Annotated in this window: 29 protein-coding genes; 17 read left to right on the top strand and 12 right to left on the bottom strand. The window is 45.3% G+C overall.

Annotated features, from left to right (window positions below):
• Nucleotides 1-162: 162 nt before the first annotated feature.
• Nucleotides 163-2,343, bottom strand: coding sequence for a DNA helicase II (gene uvrD / locus ACYTXU_RS13115; protein WP_462207274.1), 2,181 nt, complete (start codon nucleotides 2,341-2,343; stop codon nucleotides 163-165).
• 56 nt (nucleotides 2,344-2,399) lie between these two features.
• On the opposite strand from uvrD, the gene ACYTXU_RS13110 reads away from it, so the two are divergent.
• The 6 genes from ACYTXU_RS13110 to ACYTXU_RS13085 all read left to right on the top strand — a co-directional run bounded on the left by ACYTXU_RS13110 (nucleotide 2,400) and on the right by ACYTXU_RS13085 (nucleotide 5,987).
• Nucleotides 2,400-3,164, top strand: a complete 765-nt coding sequence (locus tag ACYTXU_RS13110; protein ID WP_462207273.1) for a 2-keto-4-pentenoate hydratase — start codon at nucleotides 2,400-2,402, stop codon at nucleotides 3,162-3,164.
• Between the two features lie 63 nt (nucleotides 3,165-3,227).
• Nucleotides 3,228-4,178, top strand: coding sequence for a D-2-hydroxyacid dehydrogenase (locus ACYTXU_RS13105; protein ID WP_462207272.1), 951 nt, complete (start codon nucleotides 3,228-3,230; stop codon nucleotides 4,176-4,178).
• A gap of 149 nt (nucleotides 4,179-4,327) precedes the next feature.
• The gene (locus tag ACYTXU_RS13100; protein ID WP_462207270.1) at nucleotides 4,328-4,585 is read left to right on the top strand and encodes a hypothetical protein; all 258 of its coding nucleotides are present in this window, start codon (nucleotides 4,328-4,330) and stop codon (nucleotides 4,583-4,585) included.
• A gap of 20 nt (nucleotides 4,586-4,605) precedes the next feature.
• Nucleotides 4,606-4,962, top strand: a complete 357-nt coding sequence (locus ACYTXU_RS13095) for a hypothetical protein (RefSeq protein ID WP_462207269.1) — start codon at nucleotides 4,606-4,608, stop codon at nucleotides 4,960-4,962.
• A 142-nt stretch (nucleotides 4,963-5,104) separates the two neighbouring features.
• A complete protein-coding gene (locus ACYTXU_RS13090) occupies nucleotides 5,105-5,500 on the top strand; it encodes an Imm50 family immunity protein (RefSeq protein WP_462207267.1) in 396 nt (131 codons plus the stop codon).
• 91 nt (nucleotides 5,501-5,591) lie between these two features.
• Complete coding sequence (locus ACYTXU_RS13085; RefSeq protein WP_462207266.1) at nucleotides 5,592-5,987, top strand: cysteine peptidase family C39 domain-containing protein; 396 nt, start codon at nucleotides 5,592-5,594, stop codon at nucleotides 5,985-5,987.
• A 61-nt stretch (nucleotides 5,988-6,048) separates the two neighbouring features.
• Here ACYTXU_RS13085 and ACYTXU_RS13080 read toward each other — a convergent pair whose 3' ends face one another.
• From ACYTXU_RS13080 to lptM, 6 genes are all read right to left on the bottom strand, one after another.
• Complete coding sequence (locus tag ACYTXU_RS13080; protein ID WP_462207264.1) at nucleotides 6,049-6,615, bottom strand: hypothetical protein; 567 nt, start codon at nucleotides 6,613-6,615, stop codon at nucleotides 6,049-6,051.
• A gap of 156 nt (nucleotides 6,616-6,771) precedes the next feature.
• Nucleotides 6,772-7,437: an HAD-IA family hydrolase gene (locus tag ACYTXU_RS13075; protein ID WP_462207263.1), complete on the bottom strand. Its 666-nt coding sequence runs from the start codon at nucleotides 7,435-7,437 to the stop codon at nucleotides 6,772-6,774.
• A 3-nt stretch (nucleotides 7,438-7,440) separates the two neighbouring features.
• Nucleotides 7,441-8,340, bottom strand: coding sequence for a tyrosine recombinase XerC (xerC, locus tag ACYTXU_RS13070; protein WP_462207261.1), 900 nt, complete (start codon nucleotides 8,338-8,340; stop codon nucleotides 7,441-7,443).
• An 18-nt stretch (nucleotides 8,341-8,358) separates the two neighbouring features.
• Entirely contained in the window at nucleotides 8,359-9,036 is a 678-nt protein-coding gene (locus tag ACYTXU_RS13065; RefSeq protein WP_462207260.1) for a DUF484 family protein, read from the bottom strand.
• Between the two features lie 72 nt (nucleotides 9,037-9,108).
• Entirely contained in the window at nucleotides 9,109-9,939 is an 831-nt protein-coding gene (dapF, locus tag ACYTXU_RS13060; RefSeq protein WP_462207258.1) for a diaminopimelate epimerase, read from the bottom strand.
• Nucleotides 9,936-10,193 carry an LPS translocon maturation chaperone LptM gene (gene lptM, locus ACYTXU_RS13055; protein WP_462207256.1) on the bottom strand — a complete coding sequence of 86 codons (258 nt, stop codon included), beginning with the start codon at nucleotides 10,191-10,193 and terminating at the stop codon, nucleotides 9,936-9,938. The genes dapF and lptM overlap by 4 nt, the downstream gene beginning before the upstream one ends.
• A 177-nt stretch (nucleotides 10,194-10,370) precedes the next feature.
• Here lptM and cyaY point away from each other — a divergent pair, with 177 nt between their 5' ends.
• Together cyaY and ACYTXU_RS13045 are read left to right on the top strand one after the other, a co-directional pair.
• A complete protein-coding gene (gene cyaY, locus ACYTXU_RS13050) occupies nucleotides 10,371-10,688 on the top strand; it encodes an iron donor protein CyaY (protein ID WP_462207254.1) in 318 nt (105 codons plus the stop codon).
• 30 nt (nucleotides 10,689-10,718) lie between these two features.
• Nucleotides 10,719-11,387 (top strand): alpha/beta hydrolase, encoded by a 669-nt coding sequence (locus ACYTXU_RS13045; protein WP_462207252.1) that lies wholly within the window; start codon nucleotides 10,719-10,721, stop codon nucleotides 11,385-11,387.
• Nucleotides 11,388-12,094: 707 nt separating this feature from the next.
• Here ACYTXU_RS13045 and ACYTXU_RS13040 read toward each other — a convergent pair.
• The gene (locus tag ACYTXU_RS13040; RefSeq protein WP_462207250.1) at nucleotides 12,095-13,753 is read right to left on the bottom strand and encodes a putative bifunctional diguanylate cyclase/phosphodiesterase; all 1,659 of its coding nucleotides are present in this window, start codon (nucleotides 13,751-13,753) and stop codon (nucleotides 12,095-12,097) included.
• A 97-nt stretch (nucleotides 13,754-13,850) separates the two neighbouring features.
• On the opposite strand from ACYTXU_RS13040, the gene ACYTXU_RS13035 reads away from it, so the two are divergent.
• From ACYTXU_RS13035 to ACYTXU_RS13010, 6 genes are all read left to right on the top strand, one after another.
• On the top strand, nucleotides 13,851-15,005 hold the full coding sequence (locus ACYTXU_RS13035) for a sensor histidine kinase (RefSeq protein WP_462207249.1): 1,155 nt from the start codon (nucleotides 13,851-13,853) through the stop codon (nucleotides 15,003-15,005).
• 6 nt (nucleotides 15,006-15,011) lie between these two features.
• Nucleotides 15,012-15,716, top strand: coding sequence for a LytR/AlgR family response regulator transcription factor (locus ACYTXU_RS13030; RefSeq protein WP_462207247.1), 705 nt, complete (start codon nucleotides 15,012-15,014; stop codon nucleotides 15,714-15,716).
• A 73-nt stretch (nucleotides 15,717-15,789) separates the two neighbouring features.
• Nucleotides 15,790-16,725: a hydroxymethylbilane synthase gene (gene hemC / locus ACYTXU_RS13025; RefSeq protein WP_462207245.1), complete on the top strand. Its 936-nt coding sequence runs from the start codon at nucleotides 15,790-15,792 to the stop codon at nucleotides 16,723-16,725.
• Between the two features lie 25 nt (nucleotides 16,726-16,750).
• The gene (locus ACYTXU_RS13020; RefSeq protein WP_462207244.1) at nucleotides 16,751-17,503 is read left to right on the top strand and encodes a uroporphyrinogen-III synthase; all 753 of its coding nucleotides are present in this window, start codon (nucleotides 16,751-16,753) and stop codon (nucleotides 17,501-17,503) included.
• A gap of 88 nt (nucleotides 17,504-17,591) precedes the next feature.
• On the top strand, nucleotides 17,592-18,944 hold the full coding sequence (locus tag ACYTXU_RS13015; RefSeq protein ID WP_462207243.1) for a uroporphyrinogen-III C-methyltransferase: 1,353 nt from the start codon (nucleotides 17,592-17,594) through the stop codon (nucleotides 18,942-18,944).
• A complete protein-coding gene (locus tag ACYTXU_RS13010) occupies nucleotides 18,941-20,167 on the top strand; it encodes a heme biosynthesis HemY N-terminal domain-containing protein (protein WP_462207242.1) in 1,227 nt (408 codons plus the stop codon). The genes ACYTXU_RS13015 and ACYTXU_RS13010 overlap by 4 nt, the downstream gene beginning before the upstream one ends.
• An 89-nt stretch (nucleotides 20,168-20,256) precedes the next feature.
• On the opposite strand, the gene ACYTXU_RS13005 is transcribed toward ACYTXU_RS13010, so the two are convergent.
• From ACYTXU_RS13005 to ACYTXU_RS12995, 3 genes are all read right to left on the bottom strand, one after another.
• Nucleotides 20,257-20,493, bottom strand: a complete 237-nt coding sequence (locus ACYTXU_RS13005; RefSeq protein WP_462207241.1) for a hypothetical protein — start codon at nucleotides 20,491-20,493, stop codon at nucleotides 20,257-20,259.
• Nucleotides 20,494-20,708: 215 nt separating this feature from the next.
• Complete coding sequence (locus ACYTXU_RS13000) at nucleotides 20,709-20,972, bottom strand: hypothetical protein (RefSeq protein WP_462207240.1); 264 nt, start codon at nucleotides 20,970-20,972, stop codon at nucleotides 20,709-20,711.
• A gap of 11 nt (nucleotides 20,973-20,983) precedes the next feature.
• Nucleotides 20,984-21,247 carry a YheV family putative zinc ribbon protein gene (locus ACYTXU_RS12995; protein WP_462207239.1) on the bottom strand — a complete coding sequence of 88 codons (264 nt, stop codon included), beginning with the start codon at nucleotides 21,245-21,247 and terminating at the stop codon, nucleotides 20,984-20,986.
• 7 nt (nucleotides 21,248-21,254) lie between these two features.
• On the opposite strand from ACYTXU_RS12995, the gene ACYTXU_RS12990 reads away from it, so the two are divergent.
• The 3 genes from ACYTXU_RS12990 (at nucleotide 21,255) to ACYTXU_RS12980 (ending at nucleotide 23,958) form a co-directional block, all read left to right on the top strand.
• Entirely contained in the window at nucleotides 21,255-22,607 is a 1,353-nt protein-coding gene (locus ACYTXU_RS12990) for a Na+/H+ antiporter NhaC family protein (RefSeq protein WP_462207237.1), read from the top strand.
• A 10-nt stretch (nucleotides 22,608-22,617) separates the two neighbouring features.
• Complete coding sequence (aroE, locus tag ACYTXU_RS12985) at nucleotides 22,618-23,412, top strand: shikimate dehydrogenase (protein WP_462207236.1); 795 nt, start codon at nucleotides 22,618-22,620, stop codon at nucleotides 23,410-23,412.
• Between the two features lie 126 nt (nucleotides 23,413-23,538).
• Nucleotides 23,539-23,958: a DUF3617 domain-containing protein gene (locus ACYTXU_RS12980; RefSeq protein ID WP_462207234.1), complete on the top strand. Its 420-nt coding sequence runs from the start codon at nucleotides 23,539-23,541 to the stop codon at nucleotides 23,956-23,958.
• 91 nt (nucleotides 23,959-24,049) lie between these two features.
• Here ACYTXU_RS12980 and ACYTXU_RS12975 read toward each other — a convergent pair whose 3' ends face one another.
• Nucleotides 24,050-24,490 (bottom strand): c-type cytochrome, encoded by a 441-nt coding sequence (locus tag ACYTXU_RS12975; RefSeq protein WP_462207232.1) that lies wholly within the window; start codon nucleotides 24,488-24,490, stop codon nucleotides 24,050-24,052.
• Between the last annotated feature and the right edge of the window lie 40 nt (nucleotides 24,491-24,530).

The raw sequence follows: 24,530 nt of genomic DNA, 5'->3' as shown, positions 1-24,530 counted from the left end.
TCCCAAGACTAACTCACGAGTTCCGTCTTAAGAGATTAGGGCTGCAGTCTGGTTATACCAGTAAGAAAAACTGATTACAAGAGTGGTTTTGTATTAGATTCAGTAATACCAACAATCGAAGCCATGCTGATTTTTATTGTTATTCTGTTATTTATCATGAGGTTATGAAACAGGCTCCAGCTTGGCATAGGCTAGCATTAATTTTTTCAGACCTTCTTTTTCAAAATTAATTTGTACCGAAGCCTGCGGACCTTCTCCTTCATAGTTGATGATAATGCCGGTTCCAAACTTGGGATGCTTGACCAGCTGGCCCAGATAAAACCCTTCTGGGCCTTTGCGTCTGATAGGCGATTTAGCCGAACGATTAAAGACCGGGCGCTGAACCTGAGTATTCAAGCGCACCTCGGTTAACAGCTCATCGGGAATTTCACGAATGAAGCGTGATTGTTGTGGATAGGTTTCGCGGCCAAAAATACGGCGCTTCTCGGCAAAGGTCAGATAGAGCTGCTTCATGGCGCGGGTAATGCCCACATAAGCCAGTCGTCTTTCTTCTTCCAGGCCGCCCGGTTCATCCAGCGACATCTGATGCGGAAACAGCTTCTCTTCTACGCCAGCGATAAACACCAGTGGGAACTCCAAGCCTTTGGCCGAATGCAGCGTCATCATTTGCACCGATTCCTGATACTCATCGGCCTGAGTTTCGCCCGCTTCCAGAGTAGCATGGGCAATAAAAGCCTGCAGTGGCGTCATATCCGGCAACTCATCAGGCACCACTTCATCCGGATCAAACTCACGAGTGGCACTGACCAGCTCCTGCAAGTTCTCTTTGCGCGCCTGGCCTTTCTCACCTTTTTCCTTGCTGTACATTTCCAGCAAACCAGAATGCTCAATGACAATATCGGTCTGTTCCCACAGATCCAGCTCAGCGGTGCTCGACTCAAGCTCATTAATCAGGTGCAAAAAGCTCGACATCGCCGTTCGTGCGCGTGGCGGCAACAACTGCTCCACCACCATTTTATTAGCCGCCTGCCATAATGAGGTTTGCTCCTCACGGGCTTGCGAGCGAATCAAGTCCACCGATTTTTCGCCAAGACCGCGTGCCGGTTGATTAACCACCCGTTCAAAGGAGGTATCGTCATCGCGATTGGCCATGAGGCGCATATAAGCCAGAGTGTCTTTAATCTCAGCACGTTCGAAGAAGCGCAGACCGCCATAAATGCGATACGGAATATTTTTCTGCAGCATGGCATCTTCGAGAATCCGCGACTGAGCATTACTGCGATAGAGAATGGCAATATCGTCGTAACTATTGCCCTGCTGAATCCAATCTTCGATTCGCGCGGCAATGAAACGTGCTTCTTCTTGTTCATTAAAAGCCGAATACAAAATAATCGGCTCGCCCTGGTTACCTTCGGTCCACAGACTCTTACCCATGCGATCCTGATTGTTGGCAATCACCGCATTGGCAGCTTTAAGGATCGTCGATGTAGACCGATAATTTTGCTCGAGGCGAGAGACCTTGCAGTCTGGGAAATCTTTTTCGAACTGCTGAATATTCTCAATTCGCGCGCCACGCCAGCCGTAAATCGACTGATCGTCGTCGCCAACGATAGTAATGCGGTTGTTATCGTTGCACAGCAGACGAATCCAGGCATACTGGATGGCGTTTGTATCCTGAAACTCGTCGACTAGAATATGCTGGAAGCGATCCTGATAGTGTTTTAATAAATGAGGATTGTTAGCCCATAACTCATAAGCTCTCAGCAGCAACTCGTTGAAATCAACCAGCCCACCTCGTTTACAGGCTTCCTCATAGGCGTAATAAACCTTGACCATGGTGCTGACAAAAAAGTCACCATGATGATGGATATCACCCGGACGCAAGCCATCGTCTTTCTTGGCGTTGATAAACCATTGCGCCTGCTTCGGCGGCCACTCGTTATCATCCAGGTTGAGTTCTTTCATGACCCGCTTGATGACCCGCAGCTGATCCTGCGCATCCAGAATCTGGAAACCTTCCGGCAAACCAACATCGCGATAATGCGCGCGCAACAGGCGGTGGGCAATACTGTGAAAAGTGCCAATCCACATACCCCGCGCCGGCATAGCCAACATATCCTCAACCCGACCCAGCATTTCCTTGGCCGCCTTATTAGTAAAGGTTACCGCCAAAATCGAATGTGCCGAAATTCGCTCCACCTGCACCAACCAGGCAATGCGGTGAACCAGTACGCGCGTTTTGCCCGATCCAGCGCCAGCCAGAACCAACAATGCTTTATTGGGCGCGGTAACGGCTTCTTTCTGAGCGTCATTCAGGGGTTGTATTATGCTAGTGGCATCCATTAGGGTATGCTTGCTTCTATTGAAAATAATCGGCCTATTGTAGGGAAAAAGCCACTATGAAAAAAGCATTGCTCAGTATTAGCCTCGTTTTCTCGTCATTAGTTGTCGCATGCGTATCCAGCAATGGACAAAACGAGAATCCAGCCGCTGACGATCTTAAGTCAGCCTATCAGCTACAATATCAATTAGTTCAAGGGGTTGCCTTTCCTGTTATCGGTTACAAGGCGGGACTGACCAGCGAAGCAGGTCAAAAAAAGTTTAATGTCAGTGAACCGGTGGCAGGCGCAATATTTCAGGAAGGCCTCGCTTTTGATCGCCATGCCTATCTGCTGAGCAATCACACCAACCTCATGCTGGAAACCGAAATTGGCTTTATCCTCAATCAAAACATCACTCAGCTGGTCACTGCTGAACAGTTGCCGGCCATGATCAAAAGCGTGGTGCCCGTAATCGAATTGCCCGATTTGCGCTTTGAGAATCCCGACAATATCTCAGGACATGGCCTTATTGTGAATAATGTGGCTTCCAACAAGGTGTTAGTCGGTAAACCGGTCAACGTGAACACCCTTGATATCAACCAAATCAACACGATTTTGACTCGCAATGGAAAAACCGTGATTAAAGGCAAAGCCACCGACGCCATGGGTGATCAATGGCAGGCGCTGGCCTGGCTGATCAATCGTAGCCTTAAAACCGGTTATCCGGTCAGCGAAGGCAACCTCTTGATCACCGGTGCTTTAGGCCCCATGATTCCAGCCGAGCGTGGCCAATATGATGCCGACTTTGGGCAATTGGGAAAGCTAGCTTTCTCGATCCGATAGCTTCTCGAACCTCTATTTTTTATAACAGAACCTTTTAGACAAAATTTAGACAGGAACGATTTTATGCGTGCAGTTTTTCTTGATGCCGATACCTTAGGGAACTGGCAAGACACCGAACAACAAAAAGCCAAAGTAGATTTGTCGCCGCTCGTCGATTGCTTCGACGAGTGCAAACTGTATGGCCTAACCAGCCCCGAGCAACGTCTAGAGCGCTGCAAAGATGCTGAAGTGATTATCACCAATAAGGTCGTCATTGATCGTGAGCTGATGGACCAATTGCCTAATCTGAAAGCCATCCAGCTGGCCGCCACCGGCATGAACAATATTGATCTGGAAGCCGCCAAAGAAAAAGGTATTCAGTGTTTTAATGTCGCTGACTATTCGAGCTTTGCCGTAGCGCAGCTAACCATGCAATTCATACTCAATTTTGCCACCCGCGCCAGTGATCATTTTAACTTAACCCGCCAAGGCGCCTGGCAAGAAAGTCGCATGTTCACCCTGACCGACTTCCCGACCATGGAAGTGGCCGACAAAACGTTAGTCCTGATTGGCTATGGAAATATCGCGAAAAAAGTCGAACAACTCGCCGAAGCCTTCGGTATGCGCGTCATTATTGCCAACATCCCCGGCCGCCCCATGCGCGATAATCAAGTGCCATTAAACAACGCACTGCCACAAGCCAATTTCGTATCGATCCACTGCCCACTGACCAAAGAAACAACCGAGCTGGTAAACAAAGACTTCATCGACCTCATGAAAACCGGCAGCTTCATCATCAACACCGCACGCGGCCCCATCATCAACGAACAACATCTAGCCGATGCACTCAAAAGTGGCAAACTTGCCGGCGCTGGCCTCGACGTACTCTCCGTCGAACCACCAAGCCCCGACAACCCACTGCTGCAAGACGATGTACCCAACACCTACATCACACCCCACATCGCCTGGGCCAGCCACGAAGCAAAAATACGATTAATCGAAGGCATGGCGAAGAATATGGCAAAACTTCACTAAGTTTTGTCATCCTGAACTAGATTCAGGATCTAGTATCTTTTGTAGGGTGTGCCTTGGCACACCGTTATTTAATATCAACTTGTAAAGCAAAATCAATGGTAATAAAGTCACATGAATGAATAAGCATAATTAAATAACTGTAATCAAACATGAAAATCACTGCGACAATGAAACAAGAATTGATAACAAAGCTAGAAGATTATCTTTCTGGAGCATTAACTCACGATGAAATTAAAGAGTTTGCCTGGAACCTTGCAGAAAACAGTCCCAAAGAACCAACAAAGGAAGAGAATATATACTGGTCAACCGTCTTCTCTATAATTCATTTAGCTGATGATGAACATTGGGATGATGGCTGCACACAGAGAGACCTGACAGATTTGTGTGTTAAGCTTAAACAGCCATGACGATTCATTAAAATACTAATATGAAAATATTTATCTCTATATTCGTTTCACTAATCTTAATTGGTATAGCTGTATACCTTTACATATTTAGAGAGCTGGAAATTAATCTTGACCTCATCCCTGAGCATTTTGAATACTGTAATCAAACTATCATAACTAAAGATAAAGCCTATCAAGAAATATTCGAATTGCTAAAACAGAATAAAGATGGCTGGGTTCAGTCACCCGCCACGTATGCCCCCATGCAAACATATCAACATAATGATTTCACTATCATTGTATTAAAGAACGCTTTAGTCGTTTCGTATAAGGTAGATGGTAAGTATAAACAGTTAGTTCAGACTATTAATCATGGCTTAGCAACAAAGTGTCCTTAATGATATAGAAGTCATGGCAGAGAATATGAAGGGATTGGTGGTGTAACTCGTATGCCGTAGGGTGCGTCGTGACGCACCGCTTTGTTAAAAATAAAGTATTAAGTAATATCATTTGATAATGATAATTTCATAAGGCATTAAAATGATTAAAAATGCATCTATCGTTGAAGATATTTATGGGTACTGGCCCACCTTTCATGATGCTGAAATTATTAGCATTAACTTTCAACGCAATTGCTCTATAGATCCCAAAATAGCTTCAGTAGAAATAGTATTGAATTACTGGGAAACCAAAGCGATAAACGAGGGTACACCTAATCTAGATTACGTATTGGATAAAAACAACCTTATTTCATTGCGGCTTGATGGGTTATTGGATTCTGCTGTTATCGGGTTTAATTTCCAGAATGTCATTGATGAGTTGCAAATTTTTGAAGGTGAAAACGGCATCAAGGTTGATGCTATTTCTATCCACGGTGCTGACATGAGCTTTACCTGCTCAGCAATATCAGTTACAAGCATGCAGCCATATACTTAACACTCTAAACCTAGAACTCATCCCTTGAAATAACTTCTATCTATCAATAAAGTAAAAAGAAACCTGTTTGTTCAATCAAATGAGTTTATTTATGGACTATATTGCTCAAAAACCTGAAGTAGAAGGCGATTGCGGTATCGCTTGCGTTGCTATGGTGACTGAAAACAGTTACTCGGATTCAATGGAAAAATTTTCGCACATTGAAAGGCCGAAGGAATTCTATACTCGCCACAAAGATTTAATGCAAGCTATTGACGAGTTTGGTTTTAAGGCTAGACAAAAAAGGTTTAAAAGTTTTCGTGATATTGATGGTATCGCCATTGTTGCGGTCAACGAAAAGCAGGATGGTTGCTGGCACTGGGTAGTTTATAACGGCAAGGCAGATCCACCCTATGTCTACGATCCTAAGCCAGAGAAAGAAGGCAAAATTACCGACTTTAGAGGCTTGAAAGGTTTCGGTAATTATATTTTGATTACTAAAGAGTAACAGATATACATACAATGCTTACTGGTAAAGGTAGAGTACCCCTATGAAGATTGAACAATCCTTACCTTGACTTATACTTTTCTAAAAACTCTTGAGGTATACGCCCATAAGAATAATTTATATACCAATTATTCTTTAGAGGTATCATGCAAGAACCATTTTCTTTTCCTTCTTTTGGGTCTTCCCCCTCACAAATATCTTCAGTTATAATTTTTTTTGTTGAAAAGACATATCCATACCACACAAGGTAGTCATTGTTTTCAGTTTCGAAGGTATAAAATATCCATTGATCATCGTATCTATTCCAATAGATCATCTTCGCCGTTTCCTGCAAAGCACATACTTCCCTGCTCTTTAAATGCCACTTTTTGTCTTCATCACTATATTCTTTCTGATAGTATTCGGTTGTTGTGAAATCACTTTCGTGATCAAAGCAATAAAACTTCCCCTTAATTTCAGGAAGCCAGTTTTCCTGATAAAAAGCTAAAACTTTATTAAACTCATTCTCATGTGCGTGATAATTATCAGAAAGTGTCTCAACAATCTCTTCATGGGTACTTGAGCTATCTAATGTTGGCTCACAAGCTTGTAGGTTTAGCGCAATAAATATCAGTATTATTATTTTCATGATTAAGCCCTATTTAAAATAGTCACTGGATTATGAAATACTTCCACGTATTTCACCAAAGCCCAGCGTCGCTGTTCAAAATCGTTCCCGACAACTTTGTCCGTGGTAAGTTACCGAAGGGAATGCCCTCGGTACCGCGGCATGACAGAAAATAAGCTAACCCACCACCCACTCATATAACTTCCCTATATCCTTCACATGAATCTCTAAATGCTGGCAGTCGGCTGCGATGCTGCTTTTGATGTCGGTTTCATAACTGTCACCGATGTGGAGGAGTTCTTGTGGCTGAATGTTTTTCAGGGCGCAAATATTATGCAGCATTTCAGGCGATGGCTTGGCGCGGCCATGGATGCCTGCGATGAAGTGCTGTTCGAAGTAATCCATTAAACCTAGTGCAGACAAATTTGAGTTGCCGTTGCTGGTGGCAAATAGACTGTATTTTTCTTTAAGTGCGGATAATAAATCGTGAGTGAGCTGTGGAATTTTGATTTGGCTGCGGCAACCATAGAAGATGGCGAATGCTGGGTTGATTAATGCTGAATCACCACCGGTTTGTTCGAGCATTTGATGGATCATTTCTTTGCGCAGCAAGGTCATGTTATCCAGCTCTGGGCGGTCTTCTTCTAATAACTTTTTTGAAATCGCTTGCATCGCTGCAACATCAAATTGTTCACCAATTGGCGGATGTTCTTTGGCTAAAAACTCTAGCAAGTCCTGCTCACACTGTTCTATGACGCCCTGGTTATCCCAAAGGGTGTCGTCTAAATCAAAGCTGATGACTTTGACTTTTTGCCAGTCGATGGCTTGGATCTTTTCGGTCATAGATTATTCTTTCTTTTTTCTGGCTCTTGGGTGTGAGGCATCATAGGTTTTGGCTAAATGCTGGAAATCAAGGTGAGTATAAATCTGTGTGGTTGAAATACTGGCATGCCCCAACAGCTCCTGTACCGCACGTAAATCACTGGAAGATTCCAGTACATGGGTTGCACAGGAGTGGCGAAGTTTGTGTGGGTGCAAACGATCATTTAATCCTAGCTTTTTGCCCCAGTGTGCCAAGCGTTGCTGAATGGCGCGGTTGGTCAGTCGGTTGCCTTGCTGGCTTAAGAATAATGCTTTTTCATCACTGCTTTTAACAAAACTGTTTCGTTCCTTTAACCACAGACTTAGTACTTTTCTGGAGCTGTTGCCGAATGGTACTTCTCGAATTTTATTGCCTTTACCGAGCACACGGAGGGTTTGGTCTGAAAAACTTAAGTCATCAATATCCATGGCACTTAATTCCGCAAGACGGATGCCGGATGAATACAATAATTCCATCATGGCTTTGTCACGAACTTCGATAGGCTCATCTTCTGGCATTTGATCGAGAAAGTGATTGAGACTATCCACATCGATATTTTTCGGCAAGCGTCTGGCTTTTTTGGGGCCACGCACGCCAACGGCTGGATTGATGGTTATTTTCTTTTCGCTTAACAGGAATTCTAAGAAGCGTCGTGTTGCCGATAACTGGAGTGCACTACTGGAAGGCGATGCTCCCTGCCGATGTCGTTTGGCAATGAGCATCCGAATATCTTGCGTTGTGATTTGTTGCCAGTTGTTGTAACCGGCACCATGACAAAAAGCTAATAATTTTTCTAACTGACGTCGGTAGTTATTGACCGTATGTTCTGAATAGCGCTTTTCATGCAGCAGCCTGTTCAGGTAGCGTTGAATATCAGATTCCATGGTCGGCAGTTAAGTAAATTAACTCTCCTGTTTTGCTAAGCACGCTTCGGTCACGTCACCAATCAAGCGTAAAAATAAAGTACCCATATCAGCTGTAAATAAGTCGACATCTTTGCTGCCTAAAGCAATCACGCCCACATTGGCATTTACACCGAGAGGAATAATTGAATAGGATTCCAACTCATGATCACCACCAAACAGTTGTGAAATACTTTCGGTAACACGACCACAAATCGGATCATTTTGAATGAAGTGCTGATCCGTTAACTGGCGAATAATTTCAAGATCGCCGTAGTTAACATGATGCAAAGTGCCAGTATCATCGCACAACCACAGTTGAACATTATCCAACTCGAAGTTGTCGCGCAGATGTTCCAACAAACGATCGACCATTTCTTGAGTAGACTGCGCAGCGATCATTGCTACGAATAACTCAGCACATTTGTTTAGCAAATCACCGTTGCTGTGTGCATTCTCAATTAACGTATTGAGTTGCGTTTGTAATTTCTCGGCTTTACTTCGCAAGCCTAAAATTTGTCGCTCCACTAATGAAACTGAGCCATACACCTTATGCTGTAATCTCAGTTTGTCTAATAAATCCTGATGGTTCTCAAAGAACTCTGGATGTTGCTCTAAATAGGCAGCAATATCCTGTTCCCTTTTTAACCGATCTTCTGCTGAATTACCTTCTGTCATTTTACTTCCCCGAAATTAAACCATTCCCTCAAATTATTACTATTAAACACCCTTTAACTCTAGTTGTTATAATTAAATCTCAACCTGTCCTTCGAACACTACCTTGGCGGGCCCGCTCATCAATACTGTTGAGCCTTCGCCTTGCCAGGTAATCCACAAACTACCACCGGGCAACATCACTTTAACTTTGTCATCGGTCAAACCTTGTAAACGCGCAACAACCACAGCTGCACATGCTCCAGTGCCGCAGGCCAGGGTTTCGCCGACTCCGCGTTCATAGACGCGAAGCTTGATATTTTGTCGATCCACCACTTCCATAAATCCGGCATTGGCCTGAGCGGTAAAATACTTGTGTTGACTCAACATAGGGCCAACTGTTTCCACTGGCGCCTTCTCCACATTATCCACCTTGAGTACGCAATGTGGATTACCCATTGAGACTGCCCCGACTTTATAGCTGATACCGCCTGCTTCTATCGAGTAGAGCGTCTGCCTTTCGGCAAACCGTAACGGGATCTGTGCTGGTTCCAGTCTTGGCTTACCCATATCAATGGTCACCAGACCATTATCTTCAAGCGTTGCCTGCATGGTCGCTGTGTTGGTCGATAGTCGTAACTGTTTTTTCCAGGTCAGGCCTTTTTGCCTGACATACTTGGCTACCGCGCGTGCGCCATTACCGCAATGTCCTGCTTCGCTGCCATCCGCATTAAAAATCCGAAAATGGAAATCGGATTCAGGATGTTGCGGTGCTTCCACAATCAGCAATTGGTCAAACCCAATACCAAAATTTCGATGTGCCAGATTAGCGATTTGTCCCTGATTCAAATACATCGCCTGTGTAATCGCATCCACCACCACAAAATCATTACCAAGTCCCTGCATTTTACTGAATGGCATGATCATGGTTGTTCACCCTGTTGCTCAGCACTATCCTTTTCGGGCAGCTGTTCAGTTTCCATGATCGGACCCTCTTTTGGATCCTGCTCGTTAGGCGCTTTCTCTTCAGGAGTAGGTTCTTCAGGAGTCGGTTCCTCAGGAACAGCTTTCTCTGCTTGTTCGCTCTCAGGTAAGAACAAATCACCTTTTTGGCCACAGGCAGTGAGTGCCAAGGCCAGCAACGACAGTGCTAATAACTGTCCAGTTCGTTTTTTACACATTGTGTGTTTAATATTTTCATCAATTTGAGAATTAGCTCTATCTTGCTACAGCTTGCGGTTTCCTGCAAGTTCGCAGCGCCCATAAAATCAGGCTCGCTGCATTATTTTAACTTAACCCTGCGCTAGCAATCTGGCACAATGTGGCAGCATTAATCATTAAGATTATTAGGAATCACTATGACTGAATCAGAATTCAATCAACAAGTTGATGACACCCTCATCGCCATTGAAGAAGCATTAGACGAGTTAGACCTTGATATTGACTACGAAACCAGTGGTGGGATTTTGACCATTACGCTTGAAAATGGCTCTAAAATCATCATCAACCGCCAAACTCCTGTTAAACAACTGTGGCTGGCAGCCAAAGACGGTGGCTATCATCTGGATTGGGTGCATGACCAATGGATCACTGACAAGGACAAGGAACCGCTAGAGCAATTATTATCGCGCGTTATGACTCAGCAATCCGGCGAGTCGGTCTCCTTCACTTTATAACCATTACTCTATAACTATAAGCTAACATTTATGTCTGAATTACTTCCTTGCGTCACCGTTGAACCGACTTCCGAACACCAAGCCACCGTTATCTGGCTACACGGCCTTGGTGCCGATGGTCATGATTTCGAGCCGATCGTGCCGGAGCTCAAACTGCCCGCAGAACTTGGCGTCAAATTTGTCTTTCCACACGCGCCAGTTATTCCGGTCACTATCAACGGCGGCTACCAAATGCGCGCCTGGTACGATATTCGCAACGCTGATTTATCCCAGCGCGAAGACGAAACCGGTGTTCGCCAATCCGCCGAACAGGTACAACAACTGATTGAGCATGAAATAGAGCAAGGTATAGCAACAGACAGAATTATCCTCGCCGGATTCTCACAAGGTGGTGCCATAGCCCTGCACCTGGCAACACGCCTCGACAAAAAACTAGCAGGCATTGTCGCACTCTCAACCTACCTGACGATTCCCGACAAACTTGCCGACGAAAAATCAGACACCAATCTAGATACCCCCATCTTCATGGCCCACGGACAACAAGACCCAGTCGTGCCAATACAGCGCGGCCAACACAGCGCCAAAGTGCTCCAAGAAAACGGCTTTCAAGTTCAATGGAGCGACTACCCCATGCCACATGCGGTGTGTTTAGAAGAAATACAGGCATTGGGGAAATATATAGGGGAAGTGTTGGGGTAGCTGGGATTAGTATTTTTTTCTAAGTCAGAATGGTTTGTTTTTTTATCATTTCTTAACCTGGTTTTTCGCCCCTCGGCGAGCCCCTTTTACTGGATACCGCAGTGAACGACCGTAGGTGACCATAGGAAATCCCTTTAGGGAAAGTGCCTTTGGTGACGCGATATAACAATTGAGGTATTACTTCCAAGCACGTGGAAGAAGTAGCTTATTAACGACTAGATGAAACTTTACTCTTCTCCCCTTTCTTCTTGATGATACTCATAAACTAACAGCGGGCACCATTTACCCCATTATGATTGAGCCGAATAATAGTCAAGACATAGCAATTCAAAACAGGAAGTTTTGAATAGTAAAATTCGGGCAGGTGACCGAAGGAAATCCCTTTAGGGAGACGAGACGTATTTTACGGTGCGTTAAGTGGCTTGACTATTGTGAGGGAAGTAGAGCGAAGCGAAACCTCAATCATCGGGTGGCCTTCTCTTTATGAAGTACGTCCTGTACTTCACCCTTCGGGCTAGCTTCGCTATTCAAAATCGTTCCAGACGATTTTGTGATTACTTGGAGCAAGACAAATTTGTCTGGAACAAATTTGAACAGCGGAGGAATACGACGCTGGCTTTAGCGGAATACAGGGATGTATTCCGTAAAAAGTAATTCGCCGAGGGGCGAAACCCCTCAGTGAAGAAGGATGCGTAATAACCAGCCCCCTACCCATAAACCCCATGCCGTTGTGTATACCAATCGGTGAATTGTTTTGTCGGTAGCGGCTTTGAAACGTAGTATCCCTGCACCATGTTGCAGCCGATGTTACGCAGGTAGTCGTACACTTCGCGGCTTTCGACGCCTTCTGCGATGGTTTCGATGCCCATTTTTTTGGCAAGGGTAACGGCAGCATCGATGATATGGGCTGCGCCTTTGTCGTTGGGTAGGCGACGAATGAAGGATTGGTCAATTTTGATGAGTGAGGCTGGCAATCGATGCAGGTATTGTAGCGAGGAGTAACCAGTTCCGAAGTCGTCGATGGATATGGTTAATCTGGCACCCGCCAAGCGCACAAGCTCATCAATACTGCGCTCCATATCCACCATCAATGATCCTTCGGTAACCTCCAGCTCTAAACAGTCTCCTGTCAGTTGATGTTTTTCCAACAACGACAAAACCAGTTCAGTAAAGTTAGGATGAAGCAGGTTGCGAGTAGATATGTTGACGGCAATCGGGATTTCAATTCCTTGCTTTTTCCAACGCTTAATTTGACTTAGGGCCTCTTCTATCGCAAATTCGGTGACTGTCTGTATCAGCGTACTTTGCTCAGCTCTTGGAATAAACAACCCTGGTGGAATCATGCCTCGCTCCGGATGATTCCAGCGCATTAAGGCTTCGACGCTACAAATATCGCCATTATTCAGGTTGATTTTCGGCTGATAGTGCAAACTTATCTGGCCATCGTTCAAAGCCTTTTTTAACTCACCCAGTATCACCAGGTTTTCTTCCGTTTTACTGACTATCTCTGGACTAAAGGCTGTCACATCCTGATCGCGCTCTTGCGCTAACGCTAAAGCGGCTTCTGCTCGTTGCAGATAGACATGAGGATCTTTTTTGATTTTATTGAGTGTGACATAACCCATTCGTGCTTCAAGGTGAATCGGAATCTCGTTGAATAAAACCGGCTCTTGCACCGCAAGTACAAGCTGCTCCAAGGTTTGTAAATTATCGGATTCATCGCCTTCTAAAATCACTGCCAGTTGCGCGGTATCGGTATGAAAAATGTCATGCTTGCTAGTCACTTGCTTAAGTCGCTCGGCAAGCTGTTTGATCGTTTCATCGATGACATTAAATCCAAAGGCCGACTTCAGCTCCAGCTTGTTTTCAATAGACACCAACACCAGATAAATCGAACTTTGCCTTTTACGGTTCTCGCGCAAAGCTCTTAACGCCTCAAATAAAGCGCTCCGATTTGGCAGCTGGGTTGCGTCGTTATGATTCGACAGCCATTTTAAGTGACGCATGTAGTAAGCCACACCATCACTGACCGCACCACTGAAAGCGCCAATCAGTGTGAAGAATCCTGTGCGATAGAGCCAGTTGGCAGTTTGTTGCATTTCACCCGTCAGCACATTGATTGGCATAAAAGGCCCCAACACAAAGCCACCGAACAGGCCCATCAGGATGCCGCCTTTAATACCGAAGATGAATCCGGCCAGTAGAATGGGGATATACATTGAATGGGAATAAACGTATTTGATGCCGCCAGTAACGTAGACCAACAGATAAACCAGGCCTGCCAGAATAACCAGTCCCGGGATAATATAGGTTTGGATAGTTTTCTTATGTTGTCCTATCCAATCGAAAACTTTAGGTGCTTCCATGTCGACTCCTTCAGCAAGTCTGATATCAGACTGACCCTCAGCGAAACTACTGATAAACCAATCCTAGATCCATCATTACAAGGTCGCAAGTGACTTTTTGTCTATTATTTATCCAACTGCCGTTTGCTCAATTGCGCGACACGACCTGTATTTTTACACTAACTTATGGATTTTCCAGAGTTTTTGCGCGACTATAAGCGTCATGAAGCCTGCAAATCAGACAACACGTCCTACTGACAATCGAGTTAGTCAACTTCCTGACTTCTGCCAGGCGGCCACTTTATATTTGATTGTGATTGCCAGTGTTTTGCTGGCGCTGCTGTTAAGTTTTGCCACACCAAACTGGCAACAGCAGTTCTGGACACACTTAAGCTTATACTCGTTATTTATCCTGTGGACTTCGTTAACCAGCCTCGGCATCCTGTGCTTTCTCAGACGTTACATTCTCCTGCAATTACCCAATGTTAGCCTGCAACGCTTTTCTACGCTGGCCATTGGCATCATTCTGCTAGCCACATTAAGTTATAGTCTGTTAGTCAGTTTTTATCTGAGCGAGCAACCTTCGATATGGTTTTTGCTGCGCAATGTTTTCATTGCTCTGATCGTTAGTGGTATCTTTTTTCGCTACTTTTATTTACGCGAAGAAAGCCTGCGCCGTATTCGCTCGGAAGCCGAAGCTCGCATTCAGGCTCTGCAATCGCGCATTCGCCCGCACTTTTTATTCAACAGCCTGAACACACTGGCGAATCTGGCAATTGTCGATCCGGTTAAAACTGAGCATATGATTCTCGACATGGCCGATATTTTCCGCGCCAGCATGCAGCGTTCCGATGTATTGATTCCGTTCAGCGAAGAGAAACACCTATGCACGCAGTATCTCAATCTGGAACAGCAACGTCTGGGCGATAAGCTGCGCTTTGAATGGCAAACCGACACCATCGATCCCAACTTGCTGGTGCCGCCGCTTTTACTGCAACCGATTATTGAGAATGCGGTATATCACGGTATTCAGGCACGTTCCGATGGTGGCTCAGTCATTATCAAAGGCGTCAGTTACCAAAAACATATTCAACTGGAAGTGATCAATCCGCTGGCCGAAGATAACGCCAAACATCACAAAGGCAACTCGCTGGCTTTGAGTAATATTCAACAACGTCTGGACGTGCTGTTTGGCAACAAAGCTTCGGTTAATTATCATCAATCCGGTGGCCGTTTTTACTGCACACTGACCATTCCAAAGCGACTAAACTGATAGATTATGATTTCTGTATTAATTGTTGATGATGAACAACCAGCTCGCCAGCGTTTGCGGCGCTTGCTGGACGCCCATCCTGACCTGGAGATTATTGGTGAAGCCGACAATGGGCAAGTAGCGTTGGATAAAATTGAACAACAGCACCCCGATCTGGTTTTTCTCGATATTTCGATGCCGGTCATGAACGGCATGCAGGTTGCCAAGCAACTCAGTCACAATGACGATCAGCCTTATATTATTTTCACCACCGCCTACGACCAATACGCCTTGCAGGCATTCGATGTTGACGCGCAAGATTATTTGCTTAAGCCCATTCGCCAGGAACGCCTGAGCAAGGCTCTGCAGAAACTCAAGCGTAAGCTTGCCCAGACTAAAACCGCTTACTTGAGCATTCGCGAGCGCGAAACCGTGCGTCGCGTACCAGTGGGAAATATCCTGTATTTACACTCGGATCAAAAATATACCGAGGTGCATTTGGCTAATGAAGTGTTGCTTTCAAGCGATAGCCTCAAAGATCTGGAGCAGCGTTTTACGCATGAATTTATTCGTATCCATCGCTCCACTCTGGTTAACCGCCAACACCTGATTGGTATTGAGCAGGACGACAGCGGTTGTCTGGCCCTGATCCAGAACGCTAAAACCAAGCCTGAAATCAGTCGCCGCCATCAACCTGATGTACGTCAATTTTTGACCGCAAATTCTGCGTAAGCTAATACCTTTATGCTAAGATCCAATAAACCTTGCTCCAAGCAATTAACTGTTAAGAGTTAACAATCCAATTATGAGTATCTCAACCCTGCGCATCGCCACTCGCCAAAGTCCGTTAGCCATGTGGCAAGCCGAGTACGTTCAATCCCGCTTACAACAACTGCATCCTGATCTGACTGTCGAACTGGTGCCCATGACCACACAGGGCGACAAGATTCTTGGAACACCATTGACTAAAATCGGCGGCAAAGGCTTGTTCGTTAAAGAACTGGAACAGGCGATGCTCGAAGGTCGTGCCGATATCGCGGTGCACTCAATGAAGGACGTGCCTTACCAATTTCCGGAAGGGTTAGAACTCAAGGTGATTTGCGAACGTGAAGATCCCACCGATGCCTTCGTTTCCAACAAATACCATAATCTGGATGATTTGCCCTGTGGCGCCAACGTCGGCACCTCAAGTCTGCGTCGCAAAATTCAATTACTAAAAGCTCGACCCGATCTTAAGATCACGGACCTGCGTGGCAACGTAGGCACCCGTTTATCCAAACTGGATGACGGCAACTATGACGCTATCGTGCTGGCTTCAGCTGGCCTTAAGCGCTTAGGTCTGGAAGAACGCATTCGCAGCCAGTTTGAGCCTGAACTGATGCTACCTGCACCGGGTCAGGGCGCTGTGGGCATCGAAGCCCGCACCAATGATCCTGAGCTGGACGCGATTCTGAAGCCATTGCAGGATGACACCACCAGCCTGCGCGTGTTGGCCGAGCGCACTATTACTAAAACTTTGCAGGCCAGTTGTCAGGTGCCGGTAGCGGCCTTTGCCACTATCGATAATGACACCCTCTCGTTGCGCGCTTTAGTCGGTGGCGTTGACCAGCAAATTATCGAAGCAAGCGGCCAAGGCCCAGCGCAAGATGCACTGGCGATTGGTCAGAAAGTCTCACAAGAATTGCTTGAGCTTGGCGCTCGTGAAATGATTCAAGAGTTGGCAGCGACTGTCGACCACTAACCATAAGGGCATTTAAGTTTAAATTATGGCTAACCCTACTACCATCATCGTCACTCGCCCATCACCCATGGGTGAGAGCTTATGTAAGGAGCTTAACGATGAGGGTTACCGCGCCATTCACTGCCCACTGATCCGCTTTACCGCCAATACCGATTACTCGCCTGAACAGCAATTAGCATTATTAGAACAGCACAAGCTGTGGATTTTCGTCAGCAAGCAGGCGGTTGATTTTGCGTTAAAGGATCTCAGCCAGCAGCAACTCGACCAGTTTCTCGGCCACACCCTGATTGCGGTCGGCCAAGCGACCCAGAAAGCATTGCAGCCTTATGGCCTGTCAGCGCTGGTTCCGAAAACACCGGACAGCGAAGGCATTCTGGCACTCATCAATCAATTCTCATTGCCCGCCGATTACCCGATTCTTTTAATTCGTGGCGATAAAGGACGCGGCCTGCTGGAGCAGGAACTGAGCGGCCCTTATCGGCTTGGCGTTTTACCGGTCTATCATCGCATCGAGCAGACAGCGGCACTGCCACCGGTCATGCAACAGGCAAGCGCAGAAAAGCCCATCGGCTGGGTCGTCACCAGTGGTCAAATTTTTGAATTAAGCGATAAAATGCTATCAAATGCAGGGATTAAACCCGAACAGGTTGCTATTATCAGCGGTAGCGAGCGAATTAGTGATTTGGCTCGACAAAAGGGCTATACAAATTGTTATACTGCAAAAGACGCATCCAACGCTGAAGTCGTTCGCGCCTGTCTTGAATGGCGCAGCCCTTGATAATAGCAACTTGCGAAGTTCGGCCAGCAATGTTTTATTCCTGATATGAATCAGTAACTGATAATGAATAAGTAAAGAGAGAGAACCTATGAGCAAAAAGGATAAGGACGCAAAAGATACGGTTAAGCAAGAGACGACTCCTGCCAGCCAGGACGACAACAAAGCGACCTCAAGCAATGACTCAAAGGCTGGCAGCGCTGGCAAGTCAGATAAAAGCTCCAGTGATTCTCCATCAACACACTCTGACAAAGAAAAAGCTCAAAACAAAAACGCGCCTAGCTCAAATGGCCACTCTGGCGCTCACTCTGGCAAGAAGACACCACCAGCTAATGCTTCGACTGCTAAAAACTCATCACCCATCAAGTGGATCATCATCGTTATTATTCTAGCGATTATTGGCGCAGGCGGTTATTACAGTTGGACGCTTTGGGGTAATTATCAGTCTTCAGTACAAGAACTTACCAAGCTAGATAGATTAAATGCGCTACTTAAAGAACAGCGATTCAGGGTCGATAACCTAGAAAGCGATAGCAGGCAGCAGGCCAATGAGCTGTCGCAAGTTAATCATCAACTGTCGTTGCAACTTGAGCAGTTACAAAACGAGCTCAAGAAAACGCAACAGAAAATCACGTCAACCGACGAGCAACAGAATCAATGGATGCTGGCCGAGGCCGAGTATCTGATCCGCCAGGCTTCCTACAAATTGCACTACACCGACAACGCCAAAACCATCGTTGGTTTATTACAGGCCGCTGACCGTCAAGTGTTAGCCATGAATGATTCCAGTCTGCAATCTTTGCGCCAGGCTATTAACAATGACATCAATGCCGTGCGTGCTAGTGGTGCGCTGGATATCGAAGGCGTGGCGATTAAGTTGCAAAGCCTAAAGCCGCTTGTTGAAGAACTTGAGTTAGCCACGGTGCAATTACCCGATGGCGAGGAAGCTGAAACAACTGAAGAAAATGATGTCACCGGCGAAGAAGAAACCTCTGGCTGGCAACGCTTTAAAGATTCATTCAGTTCCGCGCTCAGCCAGTACTACACAGTGCATCATTACGACGAATCGATGAAACCTTTTATTTCACCACAGCACGATGCCCTACTGCGCCAAAACATCCTATTGAATTTGCAGACAGCGCAACTGGCTGCCATTCAACACAATGATGCCATGTACCAAAATGCACTGGGTGAAGTAGAAGACTGGGTGAGCCAATATTTCAAAAGCGAACCAGCAACTACTACTGCTTTTATGCAACAGCTGGATGAATTAGTGCAGATGAGCGTCGCGCTTAACTTGCCACAAAAACTGGAATCATTGCGAGCCATCGAACAAATAACCGGACGCCAGGCTTCGCGCTCTGTGCAAGAGTCCAAGCAAAAGCCAGAGCACGAGCCAGAACAGCAAACAGCGCCAGCAACCTCTGAGGAGGTAGCGCAATGAAGTTAAAATGGTATTTACTCTTTGGCCTGTTTGGTGGTCTGATTATTGGCCCACTGATCAGCAAGATCCCCGGCTCTACCTACATTTTGCTCGATAAAACCGCCATTGAATTTAAAAACAATGTCGCGCTCGGCCTGCTTGTTTTGGGACTGGTTTTACTATGGTTAGTCTGGTTACTGATTCGCTATCTATTGCGCACCAGCAACCTGACCCTCAACTGGTTCGGTGACCGCAATCTTCGTAAAGCTCGCCAGAATACCATCGACGGTATGATTGCTCTGGCCGAAGGTCACTGGAAAACAGCAGAGAAACTATTAATCAACGGTGCCAAAATTCGTAACACAAAACTGGTCAACTATTTGGCCGCTGCTCGCGCCGCCCAGGAACAAGGTGATGATAAAGCACGCGATCACTATTTGCATATCGCTGCCAAAACACAACCCGATGCCCAGGTTGCAATTGGACTGACTCAAGCGCAACTGCAAATGCAACACAGGCAATATGAGCAGGCACTGGCCACACTAAGTCACCTGCGTGACATATCGCCGCATCATCCTTATGTACTAAAACTACTCTATCAGTTATATGCCCGATTGAGTGACTGGCAACACGTCATCGACATCTTGCCAAAGCTACGCAAAAACCGTGTTTTTGATGGCGATAAACTGAATGCGATTGAAGTTATGGCCTGGAATCATAAGCTACAAAAAGAGGCTGAAACCGCTAACTTCAACACCCTCTCAGAGTTCTGGAATGGCATTCCTGGCCATTTACGTAAAGCTCCCGAATTGGAACTCACTTACGGCAAAGCGCTGGCACAACTGGAACAGGATCAGGAACTCGAAGTACTGGTTAAAGATTCCGTTAAACATCATTGGCAAGACCAACTGGTGCAACTGTTTGGCAACATCGAAACCCCACAGCCGGATAAAACATTGGCCTACGCCGAAGGCTGGTTGAAACAAAAACCGCACAACGCCGTGCTACTAAACACCCTCGGTAAATTAGCACTCAAAGCACAGCTCTGGGGCAAAGCCAAAAACTACTTCGAACAAAGCCTCGCCATTATTCCATCCGCTGAAGCCCACTACTTCCTCGCCCAAGCCTACAACCAACTCGGCCACCCAATACAGGCACAGGAAGAATATCAAAAAGGCTTGGCTAACGAAGTGAAGCCAAGAAGAGAATACGACTTGATAGGCGACTTAACAGAAAAGGGTTAACAACTTGTCATACCGCGGCTTGACCGCGGTATCCAGTGACGTTATAAAAAATTTAGATTTACAAAAGTTCTACAAATATTCTCCACAGTTTACCAAGGGCGTACCCCTATCCTTTCTGGGCTAATTTTACCATTTTCAAGATTAACTACAAAATCTAGACCTATCCAATTACTAGCTATTAGTTGACCATTTTTGATGAAAATATTCATATAAGGTTTATCTTCATCTGTGCCACCAGCTAAGCATTCTTCAATTATCCAAACAAGCTCACCACTTGCACTATAAGCTTCTACGTTCCGGTTCAACTTGATTCTTGGATATTCCATAAGCATCTCGTCGGATGGATACCATCGAATTATTTCGAATCCTTCAAACGACATTCGTTGCCGTGCAAATTCATTATTCATAATTAATTTTAAACCCTATAATAACTACAGAAATACCTCACAATAACTACTTATTCGTTACGACCCTCACATTATTCCGAACTTACTCTTTAAACCTTAATCGGTGCGTCACGACGCACCCTACTTTTCTTTCTTCATAAAGGGCCCGCAATTGACTGTTTGTATTTTTTACATGTGTATCCACTTTGCAATGGATAGTGCCTATCTTTATTTTCCCACCGCTCTACCGACTGAGCCAACACTAACTTTTCTATAGCTTCATGGTTTACTTTCTTTTTCAGGTTTATTGCAAGTGCGCAATGTGCTCCTGCCGGTGCCTCAATACTTTCAATCTGGTTGCCTCTTGAAAGTTCCAACTCCAAAATCGGCTGAAGTGTTTTACAAAGCCTTTGATCCATTCGCTATACCCCTATAACTCTTTTACCTTAATAATCTGCGGTTTTGATTTATCTTCTGGTTCTTCTTCGTGGCCTATTTTTTCATGATAACCGCATTCGGTGCATTCGCGGACGAAGATGTCGTCTTCGTAATAGCAGACGGTGGTGTCCATGGCCTGGCATTTGGGGCAGACGGCGCCGGCGACGAAGCGTTTGGGGCTGGTTTTCTCTTGCATTGAATTTACCTGATGATTGCTATATGGTGCTTTGACGGAAAACTCGAATAACAAAACCATTACCTTTATGTCCTGGTTAAGCATCCTACCGCCCATTGTAGCGATTTTAATCGCTGTCTGGAAACGCCAAGTCATCATCGCTCTGTTGATGGCGATTTTCACTGCTGAGCTGATTCTGGTCGGCGGTAATCCTATCCATGCTTTTACTGATACCGTTGACCGTTTGGTTAATGTGTTTTCGAGTGCCTATAACACACGGATTTTAATGTTCAGCCTGTTAATCGGTGCCTTGATTCAGTTGATTAAGATTTCTGGCGGGGTATCGGCGTTGGTTAATTGGCTGACGCGCAAAGAGTATGTGCACAACCAGCGACGGGCCGGTATGTTGCCGACTATTTTAGGCAGCAGTATCTTTATTGATACCAATATGAGTGTGTTAACCGCAGGCCTTTCCTCGCAGGCATTATTCGACAAGTTCAAGATGAGTCGCGCGCGTCTTGCCTATATTATCGATTCTACCTGTGCGCCGATTAGTGTCTTGATTCTGCTTAATGGCTGGGGTGCGGCGATTTTGGGCCATGTTGAGAAAACGGGCGTTGCCAATCCAACTGGTGTGCTGGTGGCCAGTATTGGTTTGAACTTCTATGCCATTGTTACTTTGCTCATCGTCTTTTATACCGTTTATACCGGCAAGGTTTACGGCCCTTTGAAAGCGGAGGAATCGAAGGCTTTGGAAGTACCGAGCGAGCCTTTACCGCCTGCCACTAAGAAACGCTATATGCTATGGCCCTTGTCTTTCATGGTCATCAGTATTCTGGTGTTTATGTATATTACTGGCGATGGCGATTTGCGTCAGGGCTCGGGTTCCGAGTCGGTTTTATGGTCGGTGATTCTATCGACACTTTTGATTTTCGGTTTGCTGCGCTTCGATGCCAAACGCAAAACTAAAGAACTGATGGAAGAGTCATTTAAAGGACTTGGTCATTTGTTGCCACTGGTTACTTTAGTCTTGTTGGCTTTTGCTTTGTCTGACTCCATGACCGATTTAAAGACGGGTGAGTTTGTAGCCGGCGCCGTTGGTGAGTTCCTGCCGCTCTGGATAATCCCAGCGCTGATTTTCGTTTTGGCTGGTTTTATTTCTTTTACTACTGGGACTTCGTGGGGAACCTTTGGCATTCTAATTCCTATCGCTGTTCCTTTGGCTGTAACCTTGGGAATCTCCCCAAGTTTGGTGTTAGCCGCAGTGCTCGGTGGCAGTGTGTTCGGTGACCATGCTTCGCCTATTTCGGATACTACTGTGATATCGTCATTGGCCGCCGGTTGCGACCTTTTGGATCACGTTAAAACCCAGCTACCTTATGCTATGTTCGCCGGCGCTATCAGTATTCTGCTGTATATTATTTTCGGTTTAATCGGTTAGAGTTTTTTGTATGAGTAGCATTATAGATCCCAATCGTCCATTACGCCTTGGCGTCGTCGGCAACCCTATTTCACACAGCATGTCGCCACAACTGCATCAGCAGTTTTCCAAACAGTTAGCCATTGATATACATTACGGAAAAATCTGTCCAACGGTTAAAGGCTTTAACCGCGTGCTCAATGACTTTTTTCAAAGCGGCGGTTATGGTCTGAATGTCACTGCCCCGTTCAAACAGCAAGCATTAGAATACGCCACAATCGTCACTCAACGCGCAGACGATTCGCAAAGCGTCAATACGTTAGTGAAAACCAAAGAAGGTATCTTGGGGGACAGTACCGATGGCATTGGTTTTATTAAAGACTTGCACCATAAGCAACTCGAATTTAATAATAAGCGTGCAGTCTTATTAGGTGCTGGTGGCGTTGCTCGTTGCATCGCTCAGGCTTTGTTGCTCGATGGTTTTGAAGTCTATTTAATCAATCGCACACAGAGTAAAGCACAAGCCATGGCCGATGCCTTACAACATCTTGGACCGATTCAAATTTATTCAAATGATATCGCTGTGGATTTGGTTGTTAACTCGGTTAGCTTTAATGCGCAACAATTTTTATCGCAGATCAGTTTCGATAACAACGCTGTCGCCTATGACTTAAACTATGGTGCAAAATCTGAAAGTTTTTTAACCGCAGCTAAAGATCATACTCAGCAACAGTTTGATGGCTTAGGCATGTTGATTGAGCAAGGTGCAGAATCTTTTGGTTTATGGACAGGCAAATACCCGGATACTTCCTTGATATCTCTTTAGCATTATTCTTAAACATTCTTTACTCAGAACTTCTTTGTAAAATTTTAATGGTTTTGCTTTTATCTACTGGATTTATCCAATCATTGTCTTTAAGCTTTTTCACTTATTCATTATAAGGATATCACTATGTTTAAAACTTTTTCTTTGTCACTAATTGCTTTCATAGCCTTTTCAATTTCCTCTGCACAAGCATCTGAATTATCTTTAAACCCAGGACTTTGGAAAACAACTACCACGACCAGTAACTCCATGTTGAATCAAACACAGACTCAGACTACTGAAGAGTGCGTAACCGAGACCTCATTTAACCCAGAAGAAATGACTGAGGAATTAGGTGAATGTGAAGTTGTTAGGAATGATGTTTCAGGCAACACCTTAACCTTTGGCATGACCTGTAGTGCTGAAGGTAATGAAGTTACTGTGAATGGAGAATATACAGCAGAAGATGATACTGGGCATGGCACCATGGATATGAATATGTCGATGCAAGGTATGCAGATGGAAATAAATATGCAATGGACTTCTGAGCGTATTGGCGACTGTTAATTTGTTAGCCAATCACTTTCAATGAGCGTTATTTATAGAATCGATAACGCTCAGACCACATTTCTTACTAGCTTCTTAATACCGTTTATTCTTATATACCCGCATCTTTCATAAAAGCTATCATTGCCCTACGAACCTCTTCATCGGGAACACCTTTAAAGGTCATACACATTCCGGGTAATAAAGATTCAGGCTTCGCTAACCATCTTTCCATGACTTCTTCGGTCCAAACAAAATCGGCTTCCTTCAGCGCTTTTGAATAATCGTAGTCTTCTAAAGCAGCTGCTTTTCGCCCAATAATACCCTCAAGGTGCGGCCCAAAACTCGATCCACCCTCAGCATTCATTTCGTGGCAACCACCACAGCGAAAACGAAAATACTTCGCGCCTTTTGTCACGAGCTCCGTTGACGCAAAACTATCCCCAACAGATTTTGCGCTCTGCTGTGGTTTTGATTCTTCCTGTGTTTTGTTGGCTGAGAGGGTGCAGCCAGTCAAAACAATGAAGAACGTTAATATTAGTATTGTTTTCATAGATCCTTCGTAGAGTGCTTGATGACATAAAAAGAAACCA

Source organism: Kangiella sp. M94, assembly GCF_054926195.1.
The sequence above is the reverse complement of the archived record's forward strand: the minus strand, read 5'-3'. Positions and strand labels throughout refer to the sequence as shown.